We start from the raw sequence: 23,760 nt of genomic DNA on the forward strand, positions 1-23,760 counted from the left end.
AACAGGGAGCGGAGGAGGCAGAAATTTGGCGAGAAAACCGCATCCATTTATCGAGGTGTCGCATTGAAGTCATCCCGATGACCGTTGAGAGACATGGGAGAAAATGACGTGCCGTTCGGGCCGCCACCACTTTCCTGGATTCCGCCGACGGATATCGAAGAGGTGTTGTTCGAGGCCAAACAGCGTAATGACTGGGCGGCGTTCTACAACGCCCTCGCGTATGTGAATCTCTACTACCAGTCGGACCGCGAGATGCTGGACAAGACGCCTGAGCTGTGTCCTCGTCGCTACTTTGAGGACCCTCACACCGGGGCTATGCGGTGGGAGCTGTTCACCGACGGGATGCTGCCGGCACCGCAGCCGAATGTGGTGTATGCGCGGGCGCGCTTGTGGTGGATTTCCCGAGTCTGGAGTGAGAAGAGCCCGTCTTGGATCGCGATAAATCCCGGCAGCCCGTGCGAGGTCGTGCTGCCCTACGGCCCGCCCGGCTCGACGGACTGGTCGCAGGCAGCCGAGCGCGCAGCCGAAGAGCGCATCTCCATGCGGCTGCGCACTCTTCGCGTCGGCGGCGCCCTGCACGGCCCTGTCGCCCACGGTCTCGCCTGCGGCGCCCTGCTGTGCGTCAACAACGGCTCGCTGTGGAACGCCATGGGCTGGCACGGCACCGGATACGCCGGCGAACGCGAGCGGCTTCGCGAGTGGTGGGGGATCTCCACACGTGAGGAATGGCAGTCCGCTCTGCGGGACCTCCTGGCCTGTGAGTCCCACAGCGGTGTCTGGGACTTCGTGCTCAGTGTCCGCCGCTCCATCGCTCGCGACTTCGGCGGGCACGTCGATGTCGGGTACTGGCGGCAGGCCGTCGCCAACGTGCTCCGTGCGCGGGCAGGCGGTTCCGTCACCGTCAGCGCCGAAGGCGTGACGAGGACCGAGCCCGACCCGAGCGCCGAGGTCGAGGCCCGCGTCGCAGGCTTGCAGCATCTCATCGGGCGCATCACCCGGTACGAGGCCCGGATGCGGGCCGACGGAGTGCTGGACGAGAACCGCTATGTCTCCTCTGTCGAAGCCTGGGATCTCGGACGCGCCTCGAAGATGGCACGGTGGGGCCTGGGGGCCCGGTTCGGGACCCTGTACGAGGCCGAGGCTGCCGTCATCGAGGCCGGGCGCTCCGCGGCGTTGTCGTACAGATCGTGGCAGGACTTCTCCGCCGGGTACATCCTCGGGCGCTGTCTGCACTTCGACGAGGAGGAGTTCGGGGAGTGGTACACCAACATGGTCGACGCCCACCGGATTCTGACGTCCCACCCCCACAGTCCCTGGCTCAACATCCCCTTCCGGTAGACCGGCCGTACTCCTCGCCACCGCGCAGCCCAGGGTGAACCATCAGCCCATCGGGCGGTAGTACCCCAGCACCGCCTGCAACTGGGTGAACCACTCCCCCAGCTTCGTCCGGGGCTTCGCCTCCACCACGCACTCGTAGAAGCGGCCGTCGAGATGGACGACCCCCATCATGAGGTGCTTGCCCGACGGGCTCGCCTTGTAGTGGACGCTGCGGACTTCCGGCCACGGGAATTCGGCGATCACGTCGTTGATCTCGAAGGTCACGCCCTCGGTGTCGACGATGATGGAGCTGTGGCGGTCCACTGCCATGAACTCCGGGCCCGCTGCGACCGGCTGGGGTGGCTGCGGGGCGTACTGCGGCGGGGGTGGGCCGAAGCCCGCCGGGGGCGTTGTCGGCGGGGGTGGCACCGGGGGGCCGTAGGCGGGCTGGTTGCCGTATGGCGGCGGCTGCGTGGTCATTGGCGGAGGTCCCCCGGGAACGTGGTGAGGTCCATGAGGATAACTGTCCGCCGGTGCCGGGCGGTCCGCCGCCTCGGGTGGTTCAGAGCAGGGTCGGCCACTGCGGGTCGAGGGCGATCTCGCGGAGCTGCCCGATCGTCAGGGCCGGGGTCTCGCGGGTGGCGGCAGTGTGCTGCGCACCGGAGTTGAACGCGCTGATCACGACCCTGCGGCCGTCGGGGCGCATGGTGTCGACGGTCCACATGACGACGCCCTCGCCGCCCTTCTCGCCGGGGCCTTGCCGGACGACGACCTTCGTGCCGTCCTCCAGCGTCTGAGAGTCGGGGCCGAAGAGCTGGTCGGCGACGTCCGACATGCCGGCCTGCACGTTGATCTGGACCATGCTCCGGCCCTTGCCGTCGTCCACGACCACGTAGCCGTACTCGGTCTCCTGGCCGCCGTCCGAGACCACCTTCAGGCCCTTGGGCAGCAGCTTCTTGAGAGTCTTCACGACGGTCGTGCCGTCCGCGGCCGGGGGCGCCTCGCCGCCTGCCCCAGGGTTCCTACCCTCGTCCCCGCTGCCGGTCCCTGCGGACGGCTTGCCCTTCGGGTGCTCCGGGATCGCGTCGATCGCGGCCCGCCACGCGGACGCCTGGGCGATCTTCGCCAGCTCCTCCGGGGACAGCGGGGGCTCCTCCCGGGTGATCGGGGCGTCCTTCTCCGCCTCGGCGTTCCACTCGCTCACGCTGATGTGCTGCCCCTCGGCGGTCACCAGCTCGGCCTGCCAGCGCTTGGTGTCCACGCGCCGGTCCGGGTACTCGTACCCCTGGAAGATCATCAGCAGGGAGCCGTCCGCCAGCCGGGTCGTGCTGCACGCGTCGTGCGCGACGAAGGCCTTGGCCGGGCACTCGGTCACCTGGCGTGCCGACTCGCTGCCCGGCTCCACCCGGCTCAGACCCACGGAGACGGCGCCGGGGCCCTCCCCGTCGTCGAACACGACATGCGCGTACGGCGAGCCCCCTGCCGTGCCGTCTCCGCGCTCGCCGGTCACCTTCCCCGGCGGAAGCAGGGACTTCAGCGTGGCGATCAGCTCCTCGGCGGTTTCGGGGGCGGGTGTGCTCGTGGTCGCGGACGCCGTGCCCGCGCGGCCGACGGACTGGGCTCCACCCCCGCCGCCGGGGGCGGTGCCGGTGCCGCTCCCGTTTCCGGGAAGGACCAGTGCCGCGCTCACGCCCACCGCCACGAGACTCGCCGCGCCGCCGAACACCGCGGCCCGGCGGCGCAGCCGCATCCGGCGTCCGCGTGCCTGGCCCGCGGCGATCAGGGCGGGGCGGTCGGTGTCGAAGGTGTCGCCGGTCTCGCGCAGGGCGGCGCCGAGCCGGTTCTCGAAGGGGTCCTGTGTGGGCTCTGTGGGCTCTGCGGGCATGGCGAACCGCCGTTTCTGGAGTCGTGAGATGTGAGATGAAGAGGTGAGGTGAATGAAGAAGCTCAGGTCGCGGCGTACTCGGTCATGTCCTCGCCGAGCAGTTCGCGCAGCCGCGCGAGAGCGCGTACGCACCGGGTGCGTACGGCCGCCGAGCTGACGTGCAGGACGGCCGCCGTCTCCTGGATGCTGCGGTCCTCCCAGTAGCGCAGCACGACCACCGCCCGGTCCTTCGCGGGCAGCCGGGCCAGTGCTTCCAGAAGGGTCAGGCGCAGGGGTGTGTCGTCACCGGTGGCGTCCGCCTGTTCGGGGAGTACGTCGGTCGCGCGCTCGGTGCTGCTGCGGCGCCGCTTCTGGGCGAGGAAGGTGCGGGTGAGCACGGTCTGGGCGTACGCGGCGGGGTTGCCGGCCCGGCTGACCCGGTTCCAGCTGACGTAGAGCCGGCCCAGGGTCTCCTGGACGAGGTCCTCGGCGAGGTGGGTGTCCCCGGCCGTGAGCAGGCAGGCGGACCGGTACAGGTGTCCGCTGCGTGCCGCCGCGAACTCCGCGTACTCGTCCGCCCGCCGCTGTCTCATCCGTGCTCCCCGCCCAACCGGTGACCCGCCGCTCCGTCACCTTGCCGTCGCCGTCACCTCTTCGATGCGGTGGGGGCCGGGAAATGTTTCACGTCTGCCGTAAGAATCCGTGCCGTCAGAAGAACTCCGACCACGGCTGGTCCCAGATCTGCTTCACGCACAGGATCAGGAACAGCAGTCCGGCCAGCGCCAGCATGCCGTTGCTCAGCCAGCCGTTGCGCCATTCGCTAGGGGTGCGGCCCGAGTTGAGGAGCCACAGCAGTGTGCCCGCCAGGAACGGCAGGAACGCCGCGCCCAGGACGCCGTAGATGATGATCAGGCGGAAGGGCTGGCCCTGGAAGAGCAGGATGACGGGCGGGAAGGTCAGCCAGAGCAGGTACGCGCGGAAGGGCCAGGAGCGTTCGCGGGTGCCGGCGGCGATCTCCTTGCCCTTAGCCTCGTCGCCTCGGCGGTAGCGGGCGACGAAGTCGGCGAACATGAGGCTCACGCCGTGCCAGACGCCGATCAGTGAGGTGAACGACGTGGCGAAGAAGCCGATCAGGAAGAACTTCGCCGTCGCCGCGCCGTACTCGGCCTCCAGGATGTCGGTGAGCTGGATCAGGCCCTTGTCGCCACTGGCGATGGCCACGTTCGCGGAGTGCAGGAGTTCCGCGCCGACGAAGAGCATCGACACGACGAAGATGCCCGTCGTCGCGTAGGCGACCCGGTTGTCCAGGCGCATCACCTTCATCCAGCCCGTGTCGGTCCAGCCCTTGGCGTTGACCCAGTAGCCGTAGGCCGCGAGGGTGATGGTGCCGCCCACGCCGCCGATGAGGCCGAGGGTGTTGAGGATGGAGTCCTTCTCGTCGGGGAGGACGGGGAGCAGGCCGGCGAAGGCCTCGCCCAGGTTCGGGGTGACCCTGATCGCCAGGTACACCGTCACCACGAACATGACGCCCACGAGGACCGTCATGACCTTCTCGAACACGGCGTACTTGTTGAACCAGACGAAGACCAGGCCCACCAGACCGCAGGCCACGCCCCACCATTTCAGGTCCATGACGTCGGGGAAGAGCGCCTGGAGCGGCAGCGCGCTCGACGACATCGCCGCGGCGCCGTAGACGAAGCCCCAGATCACCAGGTACGACGCGAAGAAGTACGTCGTCCAGCGGCCGAGGCTCGCCCAGCCGTCGAACAGGGTGCGGCCGGTGGACAGGTGCCAGCGGCCCGCCGCCTCCGCCAGGGAGATCTTGACGAGGCAGCCGACGATCGCGGCCCAGAGGAGGGTGTAGCCGAAGCTGCTGCCCGCGATGAGGGTGGCGACCAGGTCGCCGGCGCCGACACCGGTCGCTGCGACGACGATTCCGGGGCCGATGTACTTCCAGCTCGATTTGCGGGGTGTGGACCGCGTCGCCGATCCGCCGACCTGGGATGCCGTGGTGTTTCCCGTGGTGTCCGCCATGCAGGTCAAGAAAGCGGATGGTCCGCTTCGCGGCAAGAGGGCGTACGCGATCTCCACTCTTTACGCTCAGTCGGCGGTGCGCGGGGTGACGAGGGGCCCCAGCGGACGGCTGTGCCGCCGGGGCCCGGGCTGCCCGGGCCGCCTGCCACGTGCTACGGCTGTCGCCGACCGCAGCCGTCGCACGCGCACGTGCCGAGCTCGAACCAGACGGTCTTGCCCGGCCCGTCCTGATGGCAGCCCCAGCGCCGGGCGAGCGCGTCCACCAGGTATATGCCCCGGCCGCTCTCCGAGGTGCCCGCCTGGAGCACCTGAGGTACGCGGCGGCCGGCGTCGGCGACCTCGCAGCGCAGTACCCCGTGGGCGGCGGACAGGGTGAGCCGGAAGCGGCTCGCGGAGTGCAGCAGGGCGTTGGTGGCCAGCTCGCTGACGAGGAGTTCGGCTGTGGCCACCAGGTCGTCCTGGCCGTCCCGCTCCGCCAGCCCCCACCCCTCCAGCTGCCTGCGCACCTGCGCGCGGGCCTCGCCGACCGCGGAGGGACGGGGGTCGTACTCGACGCTGGCGTACCCCGCGCCCATCGGGGGCTGGGGGTAGGCGCCGTACTCGGGGTGAGGGTCCGGGAGGACGCCCCCGGCGGGTCTCAGCATGGGTTCAGGTTGTCCCGGGGGTGGGTCCGGCACACGGGGAGGACTACCCGTTTCCATACCTGCGTGGCAGTGCCCGGCCGTGCGGGCTAGGCGTACTGGAGGCGTACCGAGGTTCCCGCCGCGTCGTCTCGTACGTCCACGTACGCGCAGACCTGGCGGGCGAACCAAAGGCCCTGGCCGGGTGCCGGTTCGGTGGCGGGCGGCGGGACGAAGCCGGCGAGCGGGTCGCCGACCGGGCGCGCGGAGCGCAGTTCGCAGACGCAGGACGGGGCCTCGCCCCACAGCAGGACGCCGGTCACGGGGTCCACGGCCGCCTCCGCCACGGCCGTGGCGAACAGTTCCGCCTCCGCGGCGGCCAGTCCCCGCGCGACGGCCCAGGCGCGGACGGCGTGCGGGTCGGGCGTGTCCAGCCGGTGCGCGTCCCGCGGTGCCGGGGGCAGTGGTACGGCGTCCAGCTCGGCGGCGACCAGCAGCGGATCGGCGTACACCTCGGTGTCGGGGTGGGCGCGGCGGGCGGCGGCGATCACGGCGGGGCCCGCGGTACGGGTGTCGTAGACGCACAGGGCGGTGGTGGCGAACGGGGCGAACAGCAGGTTGGCCAGCGCCTCGTAGCGGATCCACTCGGCGGACTCGCGCGCGGAGCGGCCCGCCCGGCCGCCCCAGTCGGGCTCCATGAGGAGGTGGATACGGCCGCCGGGGCCGGCGTGCGCGGTGAGGTAACCGGCGGCCTGCGCGATGGCGTTGGCGGCGGAGCCCGTGTACCAGTCGGTGTGCGGGACGGTGACGACGCGTGCCGCGTCACCGGCGAGGGCGACGCGCAGCAGGTCCAGCTTGGCGGGAGCGGCGATGGCGACGGGCGGGGGCTCGTCGGGGGCGGTGAGGCTCTCGGCGAGGAAGGACAGGGCGGTGGCCAGGAACTCCTCGTCGGAGCTGTGGACGGCCATGCGGTGGTCGAAGGGGCGGGGTGGGCTGGCTGGTCGGGTGGTCATGGGGGTTCCTGTCGGATGCGGGGTGGGTCGGTACGGGTGAATCGGGGTGTGGGGGGTGGTTCGGCGGGGTCAGCGCTGGGCCGTCACCCAGGCGGCGATCTGGCTGCGGTTGCTGAAGCCGAGCTTGCTGAGGATGCGTTCCACATGGCCCTCCGCAGTCCGGCGGGCGATCACCAGGCGGTCGGCGATCTGCTGGTTCGCCAGTCCCTCGGCGACGAGTTCGGCGACTTCCGTCTCGCGCCGGGTCAGGCGGACGCCCTGCGGGGGCCGCTCCGGCTGGGGCGGTTCGGGCGGCCGGTGCTCCTCAAGGGCGTAGCCGACGATCTCCGTCAGGCCCAGCGCGGCGCCCCGGTCGTACGCCCGCTCGAAGTCCTGGGCGCCGACGGCCTCGCGGGCCCGGGTCTCGGTGCCGCGGCGGGCGGCGCCGAGTGCGGCGGAGCCCCAGCGGTCGCGGTCGACGTCGGCCCAGACCCGGTCGGCGCCGCCGAGCAGCACGGCGGCGCGTTCCGGGGCGCCGTCCTGGCCGGCGATCTGGGCGAGGAGGTCCAGGGTGAGGCCGATGCCGGTGATGTCGTGGACGGCGAGTTTGCGGCGCAGGGCCTCGCGGGCGTGGTGTTCGGCCCGCGGCCAGTCCTGTTTCACGGTGTGGGCGAGGGCCAGCATGCGCTGCACGTACGACAGCACCCATTCCTCGCCGTGCGCCTCGCACAGCCGCCGGGTCTCCTCGCAGACGGTGATCGCCTGGTCGGCCTCGCCGAGGAAGCCGAGGGCGCAGGCGAGTTCGACGCGGTCGAGGCCGACGAGGCTGGGGTGCTGGCCGGGGACGCGGCCCCGGGCGACGCTGGCGCGGAAGTGGGCGAGGGCGGCGGGCAGGTCGTCGCTGAACAGCCGGATGACGCCGATGGCGTAACCGGCGTGCGCGGCCTCCGCCTCGTCGCCGAGCCGCCGGGCGAGCGCGGCGGCCTCCTCGGCCCGCCGCAGGCCCCGGGTGAGGTCTTCGGGGCAGCCCGCGAGCAGCCCCGAGACCCACAGGGCACGGGCGCGCTCGCGGGTGGGTTCCGGGTTGGCGTCCAGGGCGCGGTCGAGCCAGTAGCGGCCTTCGCGGGGGGCACCGCAGGCATGCCAGTAGAACCAGAGCGTCCCGGCCAGCCGGAGGCCGGCGAGGGCTTCGCCGGGGGTGGGGCCGGCGAGTACGGCGGACTCACCACCGGCGTCAGCGCGGGCGGCACCACTGGCATCACCGGCATCACCGGCGAGGCCACCCTCTCCTCCGCCCGTACCCGTCAGGCTGAACGCCAGTGCCGCCCGCAGGTTGTCCTGGTCGGCGCGGAGGCGGGCCACGATGGCGCGTTGGCCCGGGCCGAACCAGGCCTGTTCGCAGGCGGCGGCGCGGGTCAGCATCCAGTCGCGCTGGCGGCGCCGGGCGGCGAGCTCCTCGCCGGGAAGCCGGCGCAGTTGCTGCAGGCCGTAGTGGCGCAGGGTGTCGAGCAGGCGGTAGCGGACGCCGTCCGGGCCGGGTTCGCGGCACAGCACGGACTTGTCGACGAGCCCGGCGACGGCTTCGAGGACGTCGTACGAGCGCACTCGCTCACCGTCGGCGCACACCGCTTCCGCCGCGTCCAGGTCGAAGCCGCCCGCGAACACGGAGGCGCGGGCCCACACCAATTGCTCCTGCCGGCTGCAGAGTTCGTGGCTCCAGTCGACGGCGGCGCGCAGCGTCTGGTGGCGGGGCGGGACGGCGGGGCTGCCGGAGGAGAGCAGGCGGTAGCGGTCGTCGAGACGTTCGAGGAGCTGTTCGACACCGAGGACGCGCATCCGGACGGCGGCGAGTTCGATGGCGAGCGGCAGTCCGTCGAGGCGCCGGCAGAGGCGGGCGACGGCGGCCCGGTTGCCGGGGGTGAGGCGGAAGCCGGGGACGACGGCGGCGGCGCGGTCGGCGAAGAGGGCGAGGGCGGGGTTGGCGTCGGCGGCGGAGAGATCTCCGTCGGGGTCGGGTACGGGCAGCGGCCGTACCTCCATGAGGTGTTCCTCGGTGAGGCCGAGCCGGTGCCGGCTGGTGGCGAGGACGCGTACGCCGGTGGTGCCGTGCAGCAGGGCGGCCGCCAGTTCGGCGCAGGCGGCGAGGAGGTGTTCGCAGTTGTCGACGACGAGGAGCAGCCGCCGTTCCCGTACCTGGTCCACGAGGGCGTCGAGCGGGGGCTGCGCCGAGTGGTCGTGCAGGCCGAGCGCGTCGGCGGCGGCGACCGGTACGAGGGCCGGGTCGTGCAGGCCGGAGAGGTGGACGAAGCGCACGCCGTCGGGGAAGGCGCGGGCGACACGGGCCGCGATGCGTGCGGCGAGGCGCGTCTTCCCGACGCCGCCCGGTCCGGTCAGGGTGACCAGCCGGGCCCGGGCCAGCAGGTCGCGGCCCTCGGCCTGTTCGTCCCGCCGGTCGACGAAGCTGGTGGTCTCGACCGGCAGCTGACAGTCCCGTCGTGGCGCTGATCCGCCCATGATCAGCCTGTCCTCTGGGGTGGGAGCTGGGAGTCGGCAACAGTCCGCGGCTGCCCGTCCGCGGACCCTCACTCTGCCCCGGCCCCCACATATATGCACGCGGCGCTCACACCCGCGGGTGCACTTTGCCGGGCGGGCCGCCCGGACCGGCGGCCCCGCGTACACTGCGCAGCCGTTTTCCGTCTGCTTCAGGCCATCGGCACCCCGCGACCTATTGACCTGCTCATGCCATCACCGCACCATGAGCGCCACACCCGCACGCCGCACCACCGCACCGTCGCACCGGAGAACCACCCCCACCGCTCCACTCCCCACTTCCGGAGACTCCGGAGATCCCGGAGACCCCGGAATCCCCGGAGAAACAAGGAGACTTCATGCGACTTCGCATTCGCGGCAAGAACACTCCCCCGGGCGCGGGCGCCCGCAGCGGCAGACGCACCGCCGCGCTCGCCGCCCTGCTCGCCCTCGCCCTCGCCGCACCCCTCTCGGCGACGGCCACCGACGCCACCGCCGTCAGCGCGGCAGAGGCGACCGCCTCGGCGGACGACATCCGCCAGTACGAGGTCCATCTGCGCTCGACGGCCGAGGACCGCACCGCGCTCCAGCGGGCCGGCGTCTCCGTGGACGAGGTCCACGGGCACGGCGTCGTGATCTCCGGCCGCGCGGAACAGATCCGGCAGTTACGCCGGCTCGGCTACGACGTCAGCCCGCTGGGCGCGGTGCCGGACCGGTCGGCCGGGTCGGACGAGATCCGGCTGTACGACTTCCCGTCGGCCGACTCGCGCTACCACAACTACGCGGAGATGACGAGCGAGATCAACTCCATCGTCGCCGCCAACCCGTCGATCGCCTCCCAGCGCACGATCGGCACCTCGTACCAGGGCCGGAACATCGTCGCGATCAAGATCAGCGACAACGTGGCCGCGGACGAGTCCGAGCCGGAGGTGCTGTTCACCCACCACCAGCACGCCCGTGAGCACCTGACCGTCGAGATGGCGCTCTACCTGCTGCGCGAGCTGACCTCCGACTACGGCACCGACTCCCGGGTCACCGGCATGGTGAACAACCGCGAGATCTGGATCATCCCGGACCTCAACCCGGACGGTGGCGAGTACGACATCGCGTCCGGCTCCTACCGCTCCTGGCGCAAGAACCGGCAGCCCAACTCCGGTTCGTCGTACGTCGGCACGGACCTCAACCGGAACTGGAACTACCGCTGGGGCTGCTGCGGCGGCTCGTCCGGCTCGACGTCCTCCGAGACCTACCGGGGCTCGGCGCCCGAGTCGGCGAAGGAGGTCAAGGTCGTCTCCGACTTCGTGCGCAGCCGGGTCGTCGGCGGCACGCAGCAGATCAAGGCGGGCATCGACTTCCACACCTACAGCGAGCTGGTGCTGTGGCCGTTCGGGTACACGTACTCCGACACGACCACGGGCATGACCGCCGACGACCGCAACGCCTTCGCGACGGTCGGTCAGAAGATGGCCGCCAGCAACGGCTACACGCCGGAACAGTCCAGCGACCTGTACATCACCGACGGGTCGATCGACGACTACCTCTGGGGCGTGCACAAGATCTTCGGATACACCTTCGAGATGTACCCGAGGTCCGGCGGAGGCGGGTTCTACCCGCCCGACGAGGTGATCGAGCGGGAGACCTCACGCAACCGGGACGCGGTGCTGCAGCTGCTGGAGAACGCGGACTGCATGTACCGGTCGATCGGGAAGGAAGCCCAGTACTGCTAGGCCTTCTCGCCCTCCTCGGCCTTCGCGTCTTGCTGTGCCCTCTCGCCTTCCTGCGCCTTCTCGTCTTCCTCGAAGTAGGCGTCCAGCACCGCGTCGAGCTGTGACTCCCACTCCTTGAAGCTCGCCCTGGCCGGCGCCTCGATCTCGATCGGGTACCAGCGCCGGTCAGGGGTGTGCACGGTGACGGTGAACCGCTTGCCGAAGCGGGCGGTCGCGGTCTCGACCGCGCCGATCTCGTCCCAGCGGAACTCGCAGGCCTCCTCGTCGAGGCTCAGGCGTACGCCCCTGCCGTCGGCGACGATCCGGGCGCGCCGGTCGGCGGCCTCGAACACGGGGCCGTCCTCGGTGGATTCCTCCGGTTCCGGGGCCGCTTCCCTCGGCTCCTCCTCAACGGCCTCCTCGGTGACGGCCGTCTCCTCCGCCTCGGCGGACGCCGTCTCCTCCGGCTCCTCGGGGCGCGGGCCCGTGATGCCGGGGACGAACGCCGGGTCGGCCGCGGCGCCTTGCAGGGGCTGAATGCTGGGTCCTATGCGCTGCTCCACGGCGGAAGTATGGACGACATACCTGTGCCGGGAACAGCCAGCCCTCGCCCCGCACTCGGCATGGCGAGGGCCGCCGCTCCCCCGTGGGGCTCCCCTTCATCCATTGGACACGACCCGCCGGTCGCCGACTGGTCGGCTTCCGGGCGAACGACGGACCGGCGGACCGGCGAACCGGCGGGCCCGGCGGACTACACGAAGACGCTGAGCACCGCCGCCACCGCGAACCCCGCGAGCGACAGCACCGACTCCAGCACCGTCCACGTCTTCAGGGTCTCCCGCTCACTGATGCCGAAGTACTTGGCGACGATCCAGAAGCCGCCGTCGTTGACGTGCGAGGCGAAGATGGAGCCCGCGGAGATGGCCATGATGACCAGGGCGACGAAGGCCTGCGAGTGGTCGCCTTCGGCGAGCAGCGGGGCGACGATGCCGGCCGTGGTGACGATGGCGACGGTCGCCGAGCCCTGGGCGACGCGCAGGACCAGGGAGATCAGGTAGGAGAGGACGATCACCGGCAGGCCGACGTCGTTGAAGGTGTCCGACAGTGCCTGCGCGACTCCGCTGCCCTTGAGGACGGCGCCGAAGACACCGCCCGCGCCGACGACGAGCAGGATGTTGCCGACCGGCTTCAGGGAGGAAGTGGAGACGGTCTCCAGGGACTTGCGGGACCAGCCGCGGCGGACGCCGAGGACGTAGTAGGCGAGGAGCAGGGCGAGGGTGAGGGCCACGAAGGGGTGGCCGAAGAACTCGACGACCGAGCGGAGGGATGGGGGTACCCCCTGCTCGGAGCCTGTCGGAGAGCTTGCGGGAGGGTCGAGGGCGATCGAGGAGAAGGTGGCGGCGAGGATCAGGATCAGCGGCGTACCGATGATGGCGAGCACCGTGCCGAGGGCGACCGGCTGTTCGCGCGGGGCGCGCTGCCCGCCCTGCTCGTCGAGGACCGCCCGCTTGGCCTCCTCGGCGGCCTCCACCATGTCCTGCGGCACCGGCACGAAGACGCGGCGGCCGATCCACGCGGAGAACGCCCAGGCGGCCAGCACCGCCGGGACGCCGCACACGACGCCCATGAGGATGACCCAGCCGAGGTCCACGTGGAGCAGGCCCGCGGCAGCCACCGGGCCGGGGTGCGGGGGCAGGAAGGCGTGGGTCATCGACAGGCCGGCGAGCAGCGGCAGGCAGTACAGCAGGATCGACTTGCCCGAGCGTTTCGCGGCGGCGTAGACGATCGGCGCGAGGACGAAGATGCCGACGTCGAAGAAGACCGGGATGCCGAAGATCAGGCCGGTCAGGCCCATGGCGAGCGGGGCGCGCTGCTCGCCGAACAGGTTGAGCAGACGGGAGGCCAGCACCTCGGCGCCGCCGCTGACTTCGAGGATCGCGCCGAGCATGGTGCCCAGACCGATGATGATGGCGACATGGCCGAGGATGCCGCCCATGCCGGACTCGATGGTGGAGACGGCGTCCGAGCGCTGGACGGTGCCGAAGAGTTCGGTGACGGAGAGGCCGGCCATCAGGCCGACGGCTATGGAGACGGCGAGCAGGGCCACGAAGGGCTGGAGGCGCGCCTTGATGATGAGGAGGAGCAGCAGCGCGATGCCGAGGGCGGCGACCGTCAGCAGCCCGGCGGTGCCGTCGATCAGCAGGAGGAGGCCGCCGGTGTGGGGCGGGGTCTCAGCGGGGGTGGAGGCGGCGAGCGGGAAGGACATACGGGGGTCCTCTACGTAAATGCATGCGGCTTTCGGGCAGGGCGGAGCGCGGCGCGGCGCCCCGTGGGATGTCGGGCGCCGCGCCGTGACAGGCGTGCGTGAGTGCGGCGGAGATCAGCTCAGGACGGCGAGGGCGTCGATCTCGATGAGGAGGCCGGCGGGCAGGCCGACATAGACCGTCGTGCGGGCGGCCGGGGGCTGGGTGAGGCCCTGCTCCTCGAAGTAGGTGTTGTAGATCTCGTTCATCTCGGCGAAGTGGCCGACGTCCGTGAGGTAGACGCGGATCATCATCACGTCGTCCCAGCTCGCGCCGCCCTCCTCCAGGATCGCCTTGACGTTGGCGAGGGTCTGGAGGGTCTGCTCGCGCAGGGTGGGGCCGGCGGGCGTGGGCGGCTTGCCCTCCTCGGCGGGCAGGAAGCCGACCTGGCCGGCGACCTGGAGGATGTTGCCCTTCCTCACGCCGTGCGAGAACTTCGCGGGCGGGGTGGTGTGGGTCTTGGGGGTGAGGGCGGTCTTCTCGGTCATGCGGTGTCCTTCGCGCTGGTTCTGCCGGAGTACTCGCCGCTGATGTCCTCCGCGGTACGGCGGACCAGTGGGAGCAGGGTGAGGAGTTCGTCGGCGGTGACGACGACGTTCGGCGCGGAGACCGACATCGCGGCGACGACCCGGCCGTCGGCGCCGCGGACGGGTGCGGCGACGCAGTTGATGGACTCCTCGTGGCCGCCGAGGTCGGTGGCCCAGCCCTGTTCGCGCACCTTCTCCAGCTCCCGCAGGAAGGCGGGGGCGTTGGGGGTCGAACGGGCCGTGTACATGGGGTAGTCGAGCTTGTCCGCGAGGGCGCGGCGCTCGGCTTCGGGGAGGTCGGCGAGGAGCAGTTTGGCGACCGCGGCGACCGTGATGGCGACGGGCTTGCCGATCCGCGAGTACATGCGGACCGGGTAGCGGCTCTCGACCTTGTCGATGTAGAGGACCTCGTTCTCCTCGTGGACGGCGAGGTGGACGGTGTGTCCGCACTGTTCGTTGAGGCGGACGAGGTGGGGGTGGGCGATCTCCCGGATGTCCAGGTTCTCCATGGCCTCCTGGGCGAGGGAGAAGAGCCGGGCGCCGAGGCGGTAGCGCTGGTCGGACTGGCGGTAGACGAAGCCGTGTTCGTGGAGGGTGCGCAGCAGCCGCAGCGCGGTGGACTTGTGCACGCCGAGGCGGTCGGCGACCTGTCCGAGGTCGGCGGGTCCCTCGGCGAGCAGCGGCAGGATGCTCAGCGCGCGGTCGACGGTCTGGCTCATGGCGTACGTACCTCCTCCTCGGCCCCTTCCACGGCGGTCCAGCCGGGGCCGAGTCGAAGTCTCCCCCACTCGGTGTCGTCGAGGTCGGCGAGCCGGTCGGCGTGGTCGCGGGCGGGGGGCGTGGCGAGGTCGCCGGGGACGGTGAGGGCGGCGGCGGCCCACAGGTGGCCGTGGCGCAGGCGGTCGCGGACGGGGAGGCCGCGCAGGGTGGCGGAGAGGAACCCGGCGGCGAAGGCGTCTCCGGCGCCGACGGCTGCCGTGACCGAGACCTCGGGGGCGGGGACGTAGGTGGTCCGCGTGGTGCGGGTGCCCGGTGCCGGGGCCGCGGCGGGGCCTGCCGCTCGGTCCGGCGCCGACGGATTGCCGCCGCCGGGTCGCCCGCCGTCCGCGCTCTCGTACACCGTGGCCCCCCGTGCCCCGTCCTTGACCACCAGTACGCCCGGCTCCGGCAGCAGTGCGCGGATCGCGTCCGGGCCGCCGGTGACGCCCCAGGCCGCCTCGGCCTCGTCCGCCCCGACGAACACGATGTCCGCGCCGCGCGCCAGGTCCAGCAGCACCCCCGGACCGCCGGCGTCCCGCCACAGCCCGGGCCGGTGGTTCACGTCGAACGACACCCGCGGACGCCCGGCGGCGGGAGCGGTCAGCTCCCGCATCAGCTCCAGGCAGCTCGCGGAGAGCGCGGCGGTGATGCCGGACAGGTGCAGGACGCGCGCTGCGCGTACGGCGGCGAGGTCGACGCCGGTCGCGCTCATCGCGGACGCCGCCGACCCGGCGCGGTAGTAGGCCACCTCGTGGGCGTCGGTGGCCCGGTCGCCGGCGGTGCGGAAGTAGACGCCGGTGGGGCGGGCGGGGTCGCGGCGCACGGCGGTGGTGTCGACGCCGTGGCCGGCGATCGTCTCGACCAGGTGGTCGCCGAAGCCGTCGGCGCCGACCCGGCTGACCCAGCGCGCGGTGTGCCCGGCGGCGGCCAGGGTGCAGGCGACGTTGGACTCGGCGCCGCCGATGGCCCGGTCGAAGGACGGTACGTCGGCGAGGCGGCCGGGGCGGGTGGGCAGGAAGGTGACCATGGACTCGCCGAGCGCGACGACGTCCACGACGTCGGGGGTGTCCACGTCGGGGGCGTTGCCGGTTCCGGTCGTGGTCACGATGCTCGTAGCTCCTCGTCGGCTCTCGCGGGTCGTGGCGGTTCCGTTGACCCCGCGTCGGCCGAGATGTTAGACAGCGACAAGCGATATACGCAACGAACGTTGCATAGAATGCAACACACCTGATCAGGGAGGCTCCATGAGCAGCGAAGCCCTCGCACGGCTCGCCGAGGAAGTCGTCGACCACCGCTTCCGTGGCCTCCCGCCGGACGCCGACGGGCTGACCGTCGGCGAGCTGGCCGCCCAGCGCCGCAACCTGTTCACCGGCGGCTTCACCACGCCCGTCCTCGCCCTGTCCGCCGAACACCTGGAGCACAACCTCCGGCTCATGGCGACGTACACCGCCCGCCACGGCCTGGCCTTCGCCCCGCACGGCAAGACCTCCATGGCCCCGCAGCTGTTCGCCCGCCAGATCGAGCACGGCGCCTGGGGCATCACCCTCGCGGTGCCGCACCAGGTGCGGGTGGCGCGGGCGTTCGGAGTGCGGCGGGTGTTCCTGGCGAACGAGCTGGTGGACCCGGCGGCCCTGCGCTGGATCGCCGCCGAGCTGGCCGCGGACCCCGGCTTCCGGTTCGTCTGTTACGTCGACTCGGTGCGCGGCGTGGAACTGATGGACGCGGCCCTGGAGGGCGCCGCCCGCCCGCTGGACGTCGTCGTCGAGCTCGCCGCCGGCGAGGGTGCCCGCACCGGTGTCCGCACGGAGGCGGAGTGCGCGGCGGTCGCGGACGCGGTGGCCGCCGCCCGGTCGCTGCGGCTGGTCGGTGTCGCCGGGTACGAGGGCGAGGTGCCGCGGGCGACCCCGGAGCGCGTACGGGCGTGGCTGGACAGCCTGGTCTCCCTGGCCGCCGGGTTCGACAAGGCGGGCCGGTTCGCGGGGCTGGACGAGATCGTGGTCAGCGCGGGCGGCAGCGCCTGGTTCGACGCGGTGGCGGACGCCTTCGCCGAGCTGCCGGAACTCTCCGCGCCCGTGCTGAAGCTGCTGCGCTCCGGCGCGTACGTCTCCCACGACGACGGCCACTACCGCAAGCTGACCCCCTTCACCCGGGTCCCGGAGGAGGGCGCTCTGGAGCCCGCGTTCCGGCTGTGGGCGCAGGTGGTCTCCCGGCCCTCCCCGGAGCAGGCGTTCGTCAACGCGGGCAAGCGGGACGCGGCCTACGACCTGGATCTGCCGTTCGCCCAGGTGGTCCGCCGCGACGGCGTGGAGCGCCCGGCCGCCGGCGTCGAGGTGACCGGCCTGTCCGACCAGCACGCCTGGCTGCGCACCGGGCCGGAGGCGGACCTGGAGGTCGGCGACTGGCTGGGCCTCGGGCTGTCGCATCCGTGCACGTCGTTCGACAAGTGGCAGCTGATCCCGGTGGCCGAGGCGGACGGCACGGTCGTCGACTACATCCGCACGTTCTTCTAGGAGACCGGAGGCATCGGCGATGGAAGACCTCGTCATCCGGGACGCGGACGTCGTGGACGGCACCGGCGCCCCTTCCTACCGCGCCGACGTCGTCGTGGACGGCGGCCGGATCGTGTCGATCGTCAAGGAGGCCGCCGCGGCGGGCTGTCAGCGCCCCACCGCGATGCGGGAGCTGGACGCCGAGGGCCTGGTCCTGTCCCCCGGCTTCATCGACATGCACGCCCACAGCGACCTCGCCCTGCTGCGCGACCCGGACCACAGCGCCAAGGCCGCGCAGGGCGTCACCCTGGAGGTGATCGGCCAGGACGGGCTGTCGTACGCGCCGGTCGACGACCGCACCCTCGCCGAGGTCCGCCGGGCGATCACCGGCTGGAACGGCTCCGGCGACGACATCGACTTCGACTGGCGTTCGGTGGGCGAGTACCTGGACCGGCTGGACCGGGGCATCGCCGTGAACGCGGCCTACCTGGTCCCGCAGGGCACGGTCCGCGCGCTCGCCGTCGGCTGGGAGGACCGGGAGGCGACCCCGCGCGAGCTGGACCGGATGCGGCGGCTGGTCGCGGAGGGGCTGGAGCAGGGCGCGGTCGGCATGTCCTCCGGGCTGACGTACACGCCGGGCATGTACGCGAAGGACGCGGAACTGACCGAGCTGTGCCGGGTGGTGGCGTCGTACGGCGGCTACTACTGCCCGCACCACCGGTCGTACGGGGCGGGCGCGCTGGCGGCCTACGGGGAGATGGTGGCCCTCACCCGGGAGGCGGGCTGTGCGCTGCACCTGGCGCACGCCACCATGAACTTCGGCGTGAACAAGGGCCGCGCGCCCGAGCTGCTGGCCCTGCTGGACGAGGCGCTGGCCGCCGGGTCCGACATCAGCCTCGACACCTACCCGTACACCCCCGGCTGCACGACCCTCGCGGCGCTGCTGCCGAGCTGGGCGAGCGAGGGCGGGCCGGAGGCGGTGCTGAAGCGGCTGACCGACCCGGAGACCGCCGAGCGGATCCGGCACCACATGGAGGTCGTCGGCGCGGACGGCTGTCACGGGGTGCCCGTGGAGTGGGAGACCATCGAGATCTCGGGCGTGACCGACCCGGAGCTGGGCGAGTACGTGGGCCGTACGGTCCGGGAGTCGGCGGACGCGCGCGGCGAGGCGCCGTGGACGGTCGCCCACCGGCTGCTGGTCGCGGACCGGCTGGGGCCGACGATCCTGCAGCACGTCGGCCACGAGGAGAACGTCCGGGCGATCATGCGGCACCGCGCCCACACCGGCGGCTCGGACGGCATCCTCCAGGGCGCCAAGCCGCATCCGCGCGCGTACGGCACCTTCCCGCACTACCTCGGCCGGTACGTCCGCGAGCTGGGCGTGCTGTCGCTGGAGGAGTGCGTCGCCCGTCTCACCGCCCGCCCGGCGGCCCGGCTGCGGCTGCCGGACCGCGGCGTGGTGCGCGAGGGGTACCGCGCCGACCTGGTGCTGTTCGACCCGGCGACCGTCGCGGCCGGGTCGACGTACGACCGTCCGCGCACCCTTCCGGCGGGCATCCCGTACGTCCTGGTCGACGGGCGGTTCGTGATGGACGACGGGCGGCGGACGGACGTCCTGGCGGGCCGGTCGGTGCGCAGGACGCCCGTCTGACCGGTCAGGTCACGGCTTGGGCAGGGTGCAGCCGCTCGCGTACAGGTCCAGCTTGCTGTCAAGGCCGAAGCAGGCGGCGAGCTGGTAGGTCTGCTGCGCGTAGTTGATGCCCTGGCGGACGGTGACGTTGCCGTTCGCGTCGACCTCGCACGGGTTGTTCAGCGTGCAGCGCTCGCCGCTCTCGTTGCCGGTGTTGTTGACGGCGACGACCCGGCCGGTGGCCTGGTCGACGACCGGGGAGCCTGAGGTGCCGCCGATGGTGTCGCACGCGGCGGTGTAGCGGACGGAGTCCTTCCAGGTCCAGTCGCCCTCACGCATCTGGTGCACGAAGCCGTCTATGGAGCAGTTGTAGACGCGCTTCCAGTAACCGGAGACGACGCTGATCGCGGTTCCGGCGACCGGGTGGGCGTCGTTCAGGGTGAGCGCGTTGATGCCGTAGGAACCGCGGATCTGCGCGTAGGTGCGGGTGAGCTGGTAGACGGCGACGTCCGTGTCGGTCATCGTCGAGTAGGCGATCTTGTTCACGCGCAGGGTCGCCACGCGGGTGCCGGCGGAGTTCAGCAGGCCGAAGGAGCGGGTGGAGGCCCGGTCGACGACGACCTCGCCGGGGTCCAGGAAGCCGGACTCCAGACAGTGGCCGTTGGTGAGCACCAGCGCCGGGTCGTCGTCGGCGGAGTCGGGCATGCGGATGACCGAGCCGGAGCAGTTGCTGAGCGCGACGGTGCCGGCGAAGTTCACCGCCTTGACCGCGGGGGCCTCGGTGTCCGGCGTCGCCGCGACGGCGGGTGCCGCGCCCGCCCCGGCGATGGCCAGGGCCGCGAGCGTGGCGAGGAGAGGCTTCTTCATGTGGGGTCCCCTCTGTACGACGTGGGCGACCGGAGGTCGTCCGGCCGCCCGCTGCGTTGTCATGCGCATTGTTAGTGCGACGACGAGAGGGGACAAGGAGGCGTTTCAGGCCTGCTGGTGGCCGTCTCCCGCAGGTGGCCCGGCCTACCTCAGCCCCCTGCCATGACCACGGCCCGGCTTGCCGTCACCACCGTCGGACGCGGTCGGCGCGCTCGTGGCGGTTGTGGTGGGGGCACTGGTGGGCGCGGGGCTCGCCGTCGCCGGCTCCTGGGAGGCGCCGGGCGACGCCGAGGGTTCGCCGGAACCACCGCTCGAGGGGTCCGCGGCCGGGGCACCGGAGGCGGCGGCACCGCCCGGAGCGGGCGCGGAGGCCGCACCGCCGCCCTCACCCGTCGACGTCTCCTCGTCCGGCGCGGCGTCCCCTGCGTCCGTGTCGTCCGCCGTCGGGCTCGTACGGCCCTTCCCGCCCTGTGTGCCGTCCTCTGAGGACGACCCCGAGAAGGCGAATCCGGCGACCAGCGCCGCCGCGGACACGGCGCCCAAGGCACCGGCGGCGACCGCGACCCGGCGCTGGCGCCACGCGCTGGGCTTGCGCCGGGAGCGGCGCGGCCCGGAGGGCACCGGCGGCAGCTCCCGCGTCTCGTCGTATGCGTTCTGCCAGCCGTGCGCCGCCGCCGGGTCGGCGTACTCGTCGTAGGCCGGGATGTGCTCCGGCTGAGGCTGCGGCTGGTACACCATCGGAGGAACCTGGTGTTCACCCGTTCTGGGGGGCTCTGACATGGCCGTGCATTGTAGGGACCTCAGTGGCCACAGGGACAGCGGTGGCACATACCCACCCAAACCGCATGTCTCACGTGGCGGAAAACACGACCCACGGAGCGACGACCGGCCGTAGGCTCCCAGACATGCAGGTGATCCAGTCGACCAAGCTCGCCAACGTCTGTTACGAGATCCGGGGCCCGGTGCTCGAGGAGGCGATGCGGCTTGAGGCGGCGGGCCACCGCATCCTCAAGCTGAACACCGGCAACCCGGCCGCCTTCGGCTTCGAGTGCCCGCCGGAGATCCTGGAGGACGTCCTCCGCAACGTCTCCACCGCGCACGGCTACGGCGACGCGAAGGGCCTGCTGGCCGCCCGCCGGGCCGTCGTCATGCACAACCAGACCCTCGGCATCGAGACGGACGTCGAGCACGTCTTCATCGGCAACGGCGTCTCCGAGCTGATCACCATGGCGATGCAGGGCCTGCTGGACGACGGCGACGAGGTCCTCGTACCGGCCCCGGACTACCCGCTGTGGACGGCCGCGGTGTCCCTGTCCGGCGGTACGGCGGTGCACTACCGCTGCGACGAGCAGTCGGACTGGATGCCCGACCTCGCCGACGTCGAGCGCAAGGTGACCGACCGCACCAAGGCGATCGTGATCATCAACCCGAACAACCCGACCGGCGCGGTCTACGACGAGGCGATGCTGCGCGGGCTGACGGACATCGCCCGCCGCCACAACCTCCTCGTCTGCTCGGACGAGATCTACGACAAGATCCTCTACGACGGCGCCCGGCACACCCCGACCGCCGCGGTCGCCCCCGATCTGCTCACCCTCACCTTCAACGGCATGTCGAAGGCGTACCGGGTGGCCGGGTACCGGGTCGGCTGGATGTCGATCTCCGGCCCCCGCGCCCACGCCGACTCCTACATCGAGGGTCTGACGATCCTGGCGAACATGCGGCTGTGCGCGAACATGCCGGGTCAGCACGGGGTGGTGGCCGCGCTCAGCGGACGCCAGTCGATCAACGACCTGGTGCTGCCGGGCGGGCGGCTGAAGGAGCAGCTGGACGTCGCCTACGACCTGCTGACGCAGATCCCGGGCGTGAGCTGTGTCCGCCCGAAGGGCGCGCTGTACCTGTTCCCGCGCCTCGACCCCAAGGTCTTCAAGATCAAGGACGACCGCCGGATGGTCCTGGACCTGCTCCGGCAGGAGAAGATCATGGTGGTGCACGGCACCGGCTTCAACTGGCCGGAGCCGGACCACTTCCGGGTGGTGACCCTGCCGTCGGCGGGCGATCTGCGCGACGCGATGGGGCGGATCGGCAACTTCCTGGACGGCTACAGCCAGCCGTAGCGACCGCGGTGCCCCTGCTCCAGGAACCGCGCCAACTTTAGAACGAATCTAATGTAGGATGGCTCCTGCCAGAGCAGAGGAGGCCGTCCCATGTACGAACCGATCCGCACCAAGTCGGTCCACACCGTGCCCGGCGCCTCGGACTTCCCCCACCGGTCCCGCGAGGAGGAGCTGGACATCCAGCTCGCGGGGCACCTCGCGGCGCTGCTCGCCGCGACCGACGAGCTGCGTGCGCTCACGCCGTCCGCCGATCTGAACGCGGCGGCCGTGCGGCTCGCGGAGGAGGTGAGCCGGCTGCGCGGCGGGCAGACGCCGGTGCGTGCGACCGTGAGCACGGTGGACGAGCCGCATCTCGCCGCATTGCATCAGCGGGCGCATGCCCTAGCCGGGCGGGCGCTGGTCGTCGCCGCGTCCCGTGCGGATACGGCTGCCGCGATCCTCGCCGCTCAGCGGATGGACGTGCACGCGGCAGCCCTCGGCCCGCGGGAAGTCGCGTCCGGCTGACCCCACCCCATGAACGGCCCCGGTCCGCGTGCACCCGCAGCGACGCGCGGACCGGGAGCCACGACTTCGTCGCCACACGGGCCGGCCCACGCGGTCAGACGCCCACGAGCTCCCCGGAGCCGAGCTTGCGTCTGGCGAACTCGAGGTTGTCGGCCACACGCTCGCGATGCTCGGGAGGCAGCTTCCCCTCGTCGAGCAGGCGTTCACAGCAGCTCCTGGCCTCCTCCAGCTCTCCGACCCAGTAGGCGGCCACCGCCAGTTCGTCGAGCGCACGCCACTCGTACCAGGCGGGCTCGACGAACAGAATGTCGCTCGGACGCGGGATCCGTGCCGCCTGGCGCGCGAACAGATAGGCGAGCGGCCAGCGCCCGCCGTCGGTGCGGCACAGGCGCGCGAGGTCACCGAGCGCCTCGGCGCGCGAGGGGCGGCCCTCGTGCGCCCGGAGGTAACGGTCCAACACTTCGGCCGCCGGCCGCCGAAGCTGTGCCGCGATCCGCGCGGCTCTGAGGCGGGCACAGAAGACCTCCTCCGCCCAGCCGCCCAAGTCCGCCCGGTGGTCATAGGTTTCGAGGGCCTTCTCCAGCTCACCGGCGTCGCGCCAGCTCTGGGCGAGGTAGAAGACGTAACGGGGGTTGTCGGGCTCCTTGGCCAGGCCCTGCTGGAGGATCTCCGCGTCGCGCAGGTACTTCTCCCTCTGCCCTTCCTTCCGCAGTCGCCCCCCACCCTCCAGCGTGCGGATGTTGGCACCTTCGAGAACGCCGAGGGAGTAGCGCGAGCCGCACTCGATGTACTCGTGCAGCACCCCGACGTAGCGCCATGGCAGCCGCGTGGAGACCAGCGCGGGACGCCAGTGGACGACGGGCCCGTGGCGCAGTGCGACCCGGTAGGCGTCGAGAGTCAGCTCCGGCATGCTGAACCCGGGCTCGGTCTCGATCACGTCGTCGGCGTCGATGAAGAACAGGTAGTCGGCACGGGAGCGCGCGAGTTCGATCGCCTCGGTGCGGCTTCCGTCGTACCCCTTCCAGGGCCGTTCGTAGAGCTCGCCCGGCAGATCGTCGTAGACCTCGCGAATGACGTCCTGGGTGCCGTCGGTCGAGCCGGTGTCCAGGATGACCCAGGTATCGATCAAAGGCCGCACGGATTCGAGGCAGCGCCGGATCACCGGGGCTTCGTCCTTGACGATCATGTTCAAGCAGACCGTCGGCTTCACGGGATCACCCCTCTACACGGCTACGAATGACCGATATGTGAAGGTATCCAGTCGTTCACGGTCAGGCAAAGAGGCCGGGCCCAGTGGCCTCCCTCGGGCCAATCACCCGATGACACTACGAGATTCGCGACACACCTCGCGCAGAGGCCTGGACCCAAGCCGTACCGGATCGCCCTCGACGGAACGAACCCCTCCGACAGCAGCAACTTCCCGTGGTACTCCACCTGTTCTCGTCCCGAACCATGCTCCCCCACGGCCAGCGCCTGGACGACGCGGCCAGTCCGGTAAAAGT

Annotated in this window: 21 protein-coding genes; 6 read left to right on the top strand and 15 right to left on the bottom strand. The window is 71.7% G+C overall.

The features are described from left to right. Positions 1-108 precede the first annotated feature (108 nt). The gene (locus ACSU6L_RS13645; RefSeq protein WP_437056734.1) at positions 109-1,338 is read left to right on the top strand and encodes a DUF1266 domain-containing protein; all 1,230 of its coding nucleotides are present in this window, start codon (positions 109-111) and stop codon (positions 1,336-1,338) included. A 42-nt stretch (positions 1,339-1,380) separates the two neighbouring features. Here the strand turns inward: ACSU6L_RS13645 and ACSU6L_RS13650 are convergent, their stop codons facing one another. The 7 genes from ACSU6L_RS13650 to ACSU6L_RS13680 form a co-directional block, all read right to left on the bottom strand. Beyond that, positions 1,381-1,797: a hypothetical protein gene (locus tag ACSU6L_RS13650; protein WP_437056736.1), complete on the bottom strand. Its 417-nt coding sequence runs from the start codon at positions 1,795-1,797 to the stop codon at positions 1,381-1,383. Between the two features lie 82 nt (positions 1,798-1,879). Next, positions 1,880-3,202 carry a hypothetical protein gene (locus ACSU6L_RS13655; protein WP_437056738.1) on the bottom strand — a complete coding sequence of 441 codons (1,323 nt, stop codon included), beginning with the start codon at positions 3,200-3,202 and terminating at the stop codon, positions 1,880-1,882. A 62-nt stretch (positions 3,203-3,264) separates the two neighbouring features. After that, positions 3,265-3,774 (bottom strand): SigE family RNA polymerase sigma factor, encoded by a 510-nt coding sequence (locus ACSU6L_RS13660; RefSeq protein ID WP_437056740.1) that lies wholly within the window; start codon positions 3,772-3,774, stop codon positions 3,265-3,267. A gap of 115 nt (positions 3,775-3,889) precedes the next feature. Continuing rightward, positions 3,890-5,215 carry an Nramp family divalent metal transporter gene (locus ACSU6L_RS13665; protein WP_437056742.1) on the bottom strand — a complete coding sequence of 442 codons (1,326 nt, stop codon included), beginning with the start codon at positions 5,213-5,215 and terminating at the stop codon, positions 3,890-3,892. 152 nt (positions 5,216-5,367) lie between these two features. Then, entirely contained in the window at positions 5,368-5,790 is a 423-nt protein-coding gene (locus ACSU6L_RS13670; RefSeq protein ID WP_437064876.1) for an ATP-binding protein, read from the bottom strand. A gap of 155 nt (positions 5,791-5,945) precedes the next feature. Beyond that, a complete protein-coding gene (locus tag ACSU6L_RS13675) occupies positions 5,946-6,848 on the bottom strand; it encodes an anti-sigma factor RsbA family regulatory protein (protein WP_437056744.1) in 903 nt (300 codons plus the stop codon). Positions 6,849-6,917: 69 nt separating this feature from the next. Continuing rightward, the gene (locus ACSU6L_RS13680; RefSeq protein WP_437056746.1) at positions 6,918-9,341 is read right to left on the bottom strand and encodes an ATP-binding protein; all 2,424 of its coding nucleotides are present in this window, start codon (positions 9,339-9,341) and stop codon (positions 6,918-6,920) included. Positions 9,342-9,715: 374 nt separating this feature from the next. Here ACSU6L_RS13680 and ACSU6L_RS13685 point away from each other — a divergent pair, with 374 nt between their 5' ends. Beyond that, positions 9,716-11,083: a M14 family metallopeptidase gene (locus tag ACSU6L_RS13685; protein ID WP_437056748.1), complete on the top strand. Its 1,368-nt coding sequence runs from the start codon at positions 9,716-9,718 to the stop codon at positions 11,081-11,083. On the opposite strand, the gene ACSU6L_RS13690 is transcribed toward ACSU6L_RS13685, so the two are convergent. The 5 genes from ACSU6L_RS13690 to ACSU6L_RS13710 all read right to left on the bottom strand — a co-directional run bounded on the left by ACSU6L_RS13690 (position 11,080) and on the right by ACSU6L_RS13710 (position 15,678). Continuing rightward, the gene (locus ACSU6L_RS13690; protein ID WP_437056750.1) at positions 11,080-11,625 is read right to left on the bottom strand and encodes a hypothetical protein; all 546 of its coding nucleotides are present in this window, start codon (positions 11,623-11,625) and stop codon (positions 11,080-11,082) included. The two genes, ACSU6L_RS13685 and ACSU6L_RS13690, sit on opposite strands and share 4 nt — an antisense overlap. 188 nt (positions 11,626-11,813) lie before the next feature. After that, positions 11,814-13,328, bottom strand: a complete 1,515-nt coding sequence (locus tag ACSU6L_RS13695; protein ID WP_437056752.1) for a GntP family permease — start codon at positions 13,326-13,328, stop codon at positions 11,814-11,816. 114 nt (positions 13,329-13,442) lie between these two features. Continuing rightward, the gene (locus ACSU6L_RS13700; protein ID WP_437056754.1) at positions 13,443-13,853 is read right to left on the bottom strand and encodes a RidA family protein; all 411 of its coding nucleotides are present in this window, start codon (positions 13,851-13,853) and stop codon (positions 13,443-13,445) included. Beyond that, positions 13,850-14,611, bottom strand: a complete 762-nt coding sequence (locus tag ACSU6L_RS13705) for an IclR family transcriptional regulator (protein ID WP_437056756.1) — start codon at positions 14,609-14,611, stop codon at positions 13,850-13,852. The genes ACSU6L_RS13700 and ACSU6L_RS13705 overlap by 4 nt, the downstream gene beginning before the upstream one ends. Then, a complete protein-coding gene (locus ACSU6L_RS13710; RefSeq protein ID WP_437064878.1) occupies positions 14,608-15,678 on the bottom strand; it encodes a sugar kinase in 1,071 nt (356 codons plus the stop codon). The genes ACSU6L_RS13705 and ACSU6L_RS13710 overlap by 4 nt, the downstream gene beginning before the upstream one ends. Positions 15,679-15,895: 217 nt before the next feature. Here ACSU6L_RS13710 and ACSU6L_RS13715 point away from each other — a divergent pair, with 217 nt between their 5' ends. Both ACSU6L_RS13715 and ACSU6L_RS13720 read left to right on the top strand, forming a co-directional pair. Then, the gene (locus ACSU6L_RS13715) at positions 15,896-17,161 is read left to right on the top strand and encodes an amino acid deaminase (protein WP_437056758.1); all 1,266 of its coding nucleotides are present in this window, start codon (positions 15,896-15,898) and stop codon (positions 17,159-17,161) included. Between the two features lie 19 nt (positions 17,162-17,180). After that, entirely contained in the window at positions 17,181-18,791 is a 1,611-nt protein-coding gene (locus tag ACSU6L_RS13720) for an N-acyl-D-amino-acid deacylase family protein (RefSeq protein ID WP_437056760.1), read from the top strand. 9 nt (positions 18,792-18,800) lie between these two features. Here the strand turns inward: ACSU6L_RS13720 and ACSU6L_RS13725 are convergent, their stop codons facing one another. After that, positions 18,801-19,637 carry a trypsin-like serine peptidase gene (locus ACSU6L_RS13725; RefSeq protein WP_437056762.1) on the bottom strand — a complete coding sequence of 279 codons (837 nt, stop codon included), beginning with the start codon at positions 19,635-19,637 and terminating at the stop codon, positions 18,801-18,803. Between the two features lie 144 nt (positions 19,638-19,781). Then, entirely contained in the window at positions 19,782-20,375 is a 594-nt protein-coding gene (locus ACSU6L_RS13730) for a hypothetical protein (protein WP_437056764.1), read from the bottom strand. Between the two features lie 167 nt (positions 20,376-20,542). On the opposite strand from ACSU6L_RS13730, the gene ACSU6L_RS13735 reads away from it, so the two are divergent. Then, entirely contained in the window at positions 20,543-21,754 is a 1,212-nt protein-coding gene (locus ACSU6L_RS13735) for a pyridoxal phosphate-dependent aminotransferase (RefSeq protein WP_437056766.1), read from the top strand. Between the two features lie 90 nt (positions 21,755-21,844). Beyond that, complete coding sequence (locus tag ACSU6L_RS13740; protein ID WP_437056768.1) at positions 21,845-22,258, top strand: hypothetical protein; 414 nt, start codon at positions 21,845-21,847, stop codon at positions 22,256-22,258. A gap of 94 nt (positions 22,259-22,352) precedes the next feature. On the opposite strand, the gene ACSU6L_RS13745 is transcribed toward ACSU6L_RS13740, so the two are convergent. Continuing rightward, on the bottom strand, positions 22,353-23,468 hold the full coding sequence (locus tag ACSU6L_RS13745; RefSeq protein ID WP_437056770.1) for a tetratricopeptide repeat-containing glycosyltransferase: 1,116 nt from the start codon (positions 23,466-23,468) through the stop codon (positions 22,353-22,355). Positions 23,469-23,760 lie beyond the last annotated feature (292 nt).

This window comes from Streptomyces sp. enrichment culture (genome assembly GCF_964272855.1).
GTDB lineage: Bacteria > Actinomycetota > Actinomycetes > Streptomycetales > Streptomycetaceae > Streptomyces.

What these genes read in the sequence shown, in the direction of transcription:
- ACSU6L_RS13650 (WP_437056736.1), bottom strand. Translation starts at nt 1,797, where the DNA reads ATGACCACGCAGCCGCCGCCATACGGCAACCAGCCCGCCTACGGCCCC.
- ACSU6L_RS13655 (WP_437056738.1), bottom strand. Translation starts at nt 3,202, where the DNA reads ATGCCCGCAGAGCCCACAGAGCCCACACAGGACCCCTTCGAGAACCGG.
- ACSU6L_RS13660 (WP_437056740.1), bottom strand. Translation starts at nt 3,774, where the DNA reads ATGAGACAGCGGCGGGCGGACGAGTACGCGGAGTTCGCGGCGGCACGC.
- ACSU6L_RS13665 (WP_437056742.1), bottom strand. Translation starts at nt 5,215, where the DNA reads ATGGCGGACACCACGGGAAACACCACGGCATCCCAGGTCGGCGGATCG.
- ACSU6L_RS13670 (WP_437064876.1), bottom strand. Translation starts at nt 5,790, where the DNA reads ATGGGCGCGGGGTACGCCAGCGTCGAGTACGACCCCCGTCCCTCCGCG.
- ACSU6L_RS13675 (WP_437056744.1), bottom strand. Translation starts at nt 6,848, where the DNA reads ATGACCACCCGACCAGCCAGCCCACCCCGCCCCTTCGACCACCGCATG.
- ACSU6L_RS13680 (WP_437056746.1), bottom strand. Translation starts at nt 9,341, where the DNA reads ATGGGCGGATCAGCGCCACGACGGGACTGTCAGCTGCCGGTCGAGACC.
- ACSU6L_RS13685 (WP_437056748.1), top strand. Translation starts at nt 9,716, where the DNA reads ATGCGACTTCGCATTCGCGGCAAGAACACTCCCCCGGGCGCGGGCGCC.
- ACSU6L_RS13695 (WP_437056752.1), bottom strand. Translation starts at nt 13,328, where the DNA reads ATGTCCTTCCCGCTCGCCGCCTCCACCCCCGCTGAGACCCCGCCCCAC.
- ACSU6L_RS13700 (WP_437056754.1), bottom strand. Translation starts at nt 13,853, where the DNA reads ATGACCGAGAAGACCGCCCTCACCCCCAAGACCCACACCACCCCGCCC.
- ACSU6L_RS13705 (WP_437056756.1), bottom strand. Translation starts at nt 14,611, where the DNA reads ATGAGCCAGACCGTCGACCGCGCGCTGAGCATCCTGCCGCTGCTCGCC.
- ACSU6L_RS13710 (WP_437064878.1), bottom strand. Translation starts at nt 15,678, where the DNA reads ATGGTCACCTTCCTGCCCACCCGCCCCGGCCGCCTCGCCGACGTACCG.
- ACSU6L_RS13715 (WP_437056758.1), top strand. Translation starts at nt 15,896, where the DNA reads ATGAGCAGCGAAGCCCTCGCACGGCTCGCCGAGGAAGTCGTCGACCAC.
- ACSU6L_RS13720 (WP_437056760.1), top strand. Translation starts at nt 17,181, where the DNA reads ATGGAAGACCTCGTCATCCGGGACGCGGACGTCGTGGACGGCACCGGC.
- ACSU6L_RS13725 (WP_437056762.1), bottom strand. Translation starts at nt 19,637, where the DNA reads ATGAAGAAGCCTCTCCTCGCCACGCTCGCGGCCCTGGCCATCGCCGGG.
- ACSU6L_RS13730 (WP_437056764.1), bottom strand. Translation starts at nt 20,375, where the DNA reads ATGGTGTACCAGCCGCAGCCTCAGCCGGAGCACATCCCGGCCTACGAC.
- ACSU6L_RS13735 (WP_437056766.1), top strand. Translation starts at nt 20,543, where the DNA reads ATGCAGGTGATCCAGTCGACCAAGCTCGCCAACGTCTGTTACGAGATC.
- ACSU6L_RS13740 (WP_437056768.1), top strand. Translation starts at nt 21,845, where the DNA reads ATGTACGAACCGATCCGCACCAAGTCGGTCCACACCGTGCCCGGCGCC.